General features: G+C 73.9%; 5 protein-coding genes. 2 read left to right on the top strand and 3 right to left on the bottom strand.

The window, feature by feature from the left end; translation table 11 throughout:
* Together ACIP98_RS42120 and ACIP98_RS42125 are read right to left on the bottom strand one after the other, a co-directional pair.
* On the bottom strand, positions 1-260 hold a 260-nt coding region (locus ACIP98_RS42120), incomplete at its 3' end, for an undecaprenyl-diphosphate phosphatase (protein WP_401982157.1).
* 91 nt (positions 261-351) lie between these two features.
* The gene (locus ACIP98_RS42125) at positions 352-1,002 is read right to left on the bottom strand and encodes a DedA family protein (protein WP_401982158.1); all 651 of its coding nucleotides are present in this window, start codon (positions 1,000-1,002) and stop codon (positions 352-354) included.
* A gap of 129 nt (positions 1,003-1,131) precedes the next feature.
* On the opposite strand from ACIP98_RS42125, the gene ACIP98_RS42130 reads away from it, so the two are divergent.
* Positions 1,132-1,521 carry a BlaI/MecI/CopY family transcriptional regulator gene (locus tag ACIP98_RS42130; protein ID WP_319659259.1) on the top strand — a complete coding sequence of 130 codons (390 nt, stop codon included), beginning with the start codon at positions 1,132-1,134 and terminating at the stop codon, positions 1,519-1,521.
* An 11-nt stretch (positions 1,522-1,532) separates the two neighbouring features.
* Positions 1,533-2,483, top strand: coding sequence for a M56 family metallopeptidase (locus ACIP98_RS42135; RefSeq protein WP_401982160.1), 951 nt, complete (start codon positions 1,533-1,535; stop codon positions 2,481-2,483).
* A gap of 39 nt (positions 2,484-2,522) precedes the next feature.
* Here ACIP98_RS42135 and ACIP98_RS42140 read toward each other — a convergent pair whose 3' ends face one another.
* Positions 2,523-2,756: a hypothetical protein gene (locus tag ACIP98_RS42140; RefSeq protein WP_401982163.1), complete on the bottom strand. Its 234-nt coding sequence runs from the start codon at positions 2,754-2,756 to the stop codon at positions 2,523-2,525.
* Positions 2,757-2,885 lie beyond the last annotated feature (129 nt).

The raw sequence follows: 2,885 nt of genomic DNA on the forward strand, positions 1-2,885 counted from the left end.
TACCGCTCCTCGCGGTTGACCAGGCCGGTGAACCACGCCCTGCAGATCCGGACGATGTCCTTGAAGAAGTAGACCAGCACGGCGGCGATCGCGCCCACCTGGATGACGGCGGTGAAGCCGACGACGGAGGCATCGCCGACCGGGATGCCCATCAGACCTTCGGTGATCTTCAGATGGCCGGTGGACGAGACGGGCAGGAATTCGGTGACCCCTTCCACGACTCCGAGGACAGCGGCCTGTCCGACGCTGATGGCGCTCATTGGGGTCCGTTTCTGTGCGGGCCGAACGGGTGGGCGTGCGAGCGGGGCGGGCGGGGGCGTGGCGGCGGGGTCGCAGCCGGGGAGACGGTCCTCACCCGGTGGTCTCCCGGGTCGGCTCGGCGCCGCGGCGGCGGCGCGCCCGCAGCACCTCCAGCACCAGCGGAAGGAGGGAAAGGGCGACGATCAGGCCGACCAGGGGCAGCAGATACCGGTCGACGTCGGGGATGCCGGATCCCAGGGCGTATCCGCCGAGCACCAGGCCGACCGTCCACACCAGCCCCCCGGCGGCCTGCCACAGGGTGAAGGTGCGGGCGGGCACCTGGACCACCCCGGCCAGCGGGTTGAGCACCGTACGCACCACCGGGATGAAGCGGGCCAGCACGATGGCCTTGCCGTGGCCGTAGCGGTCCAGCAGCTCCTCGGCCCGCCGCGCCCCGTCCAGCAGATGCCGGTTGCGGGTGCGGCCGAGCAGCGCCCGGCCGGCGCGACGGCCGATCAGGTAGCCGGCCTGGGCGCCGAGCAGCGCTCCCGCCACGGCGGCGACGAGCACGCCGGGCAGGGAGAGGTGGACTCCACCGGCTCCGGTGGTGCACAGCAGTCCGGCGGTGAACAGCAGCGAGTCACCGGGCAGGAAGAAACCGATCAGAAGGCCGGTCTCGGCGAACAGCACCAGGAACACCCCGACGGCTCCGAGAGCCGTCAGCAGCGAGGTGGCGTCCAGCGGATTGAGGGCCTGGGACACCCACGGGTCCTTTCCTGCCCTGCGTGTCCCGGGGGCACGGGCGCATGGCACACTCGGGACACGGCGGCTTTTACACCGCCGTAGAAGGTCTACACGACTGTAGAAGACGAGCGAGGAAACGCCAAACGCATGGACGCGGACGCGCAGGGAAGAGGCCGCAAGCGGGCCAACGGCGAGCGGGAGGCCGAGGTCCTTGCCGTGCTGCAGCAGGCGCAGGCCGCGCTGACCCCCGGCGAGGTCGCGACCCGCCTCAGCGGTGACCTCACCTACAGCACCGTGGTGACGATCCTCACCCGCATGCACACCAAGCAACTGCTCACCCGCAGCCCGCGCGGCCGGGCCTACGCCTACGCCCCGGTGACCGACGACGCCGGTTTCGCCGCCCGCCGCATGCGCACCGTCCTGGAGGAACGGGACGACCGCGCGGCGGTTCTCGCCCGGTTCGCCGACGGACTGTCCGCCACCGACGCCGACCTGCTGCGCCATCTGCTCGGCGCCGAGCACGACCCCGACAGGTAGGGCCCGCCCGGATGCGTATCGCCGTCTATCTCCCGCTGCTGCTGTCCCTGCTCGCCCCGCTCGGGGCGCGGCCCCTGTCGACGCGCTGCGAACCCCGGCTGGCCACCTGGCTCCTGACCGCCTCCGCGGTGGTCCTGGCCGGCGCGAGCACCGTCTCGCTGGGCCTGCTGGCGACCACCGCGCTGATCCGCGTCCCGTCGCTCGCCGCCCTCGGCCACTGGTCGGCACTCACCGCGCAGCGCGACGACCCCGCGGAACTGTCCGTCGCCCTGCTGGCCGGGCTGCTCCTCGGCGCCGCCGTCACGGCCGCGGCCCGCATGCTCTGGCGCCGCGCCCGCACGCTGGCCGCGGCCGCGCTGGAAGCCGCCTGCATGCCCACGCGTGACGGCCTGGTCGTCGTGGACGACGAGGCCCCGGACGCCTACGCGCTGCCCGGACTGCCCGGCCGCGTCGTCGTCTCCACCGGCATGCTCCACGTCCTCGACGCCGGCGAGCACGACATCCTGCTCACCCACGAACGCGCCCACCTCGCGGGCCACCACTACGTCTTCGTCGCCCTCGCCCAGCTGGGCGCCGCGGCCAATCCCCTGCTGCGCCCGCTCGCCACGGCCGTCACGTACACCATCGAACGGTGGGCCGACGAGAACGCCGCCACCGCCTCCGGGGACCGGACCCGGGTCGCCCGCGCGGTCGGCAAGGCGGCCCTCGCCGCCCACCGTGCCCCCGCCCGCCTCCGCGGCCCGGGCGCCGCCCTCGGTGTCCTCGGCGTCCTCGGACGCCGCAATCCGCTCGCCGCGGCGGGCCCGGTCCCCCGCCGCGTCGCCGCGCTGCTCGCCCCGCCGCTCGGCCGCCACCCCCTGCTCACCGCCGCCACCGCGGCGGTCCTCATCGCCGCGACCGGCGCAACCGCCGACGCCGCACAGGACCTCCACCTGCTGCTGGAGTCCATCGGCGCCTCGTAGACCGCTTCCGAGCACGTCCCGGCCGTCCGGCGCGGCGGCTCAAAGGGCGATCGGCCGGTACTTCAGCGCTGCCGCGCCGATGTCCGCGACCCGGCCGCACGGTGGCCCGGCCGCCTCTACCGCGAACTCCCGCACGCTCCTGCTGCCCCCGTACTCGGCGAGGTCCAGAGCGGGATCGGCCACGAGATCCGCGATCCGGTCGATCCCGCGGCTCAGCTCTGCCGGCCGCTGCCGGCTCACCGGCGGGGGCAGCAGTTCGGCTCTCAAGTCCACCGCGCCCAGTCCACCGCGCCCAGTCCACCGTGCACTCCTAATGGGGACGTAAGTGTTGGGGATGACCGGCACGTGGTGAGCCGTATTCGCTCCTGAGGCGCCGACCTCTCAAGGCAGAGCCGGTCCCGT

The sequence above is a fragment of the Streptomyces sp. NPDC088354 genome (genome assembly GCF_044753585.1).
Lineage (GTDB): Bacteria > Actinomycetota > Actinomycetes > Streptomycetales > Streptomycetaceae > Actinacidiphila.

Bases quoted from the DNA above. Each gene is read 5' to 3' on its own strand.
- ACIP98_RS42130 (WP_319659259.1), top strand. From the start codon at position 1,132: ATGGACGCGGACGCGCAGGGAAGAGGCCGCAAGCGGGCCAACGGCGAG.
- ACIP98_RS42135 (WP_401982160.1), top strand. From the start codon at position 1,533: ATGCGTATCGCCGTCTATCTCCCGCTGCTGCTGTCCCTGCTCGCCCCG.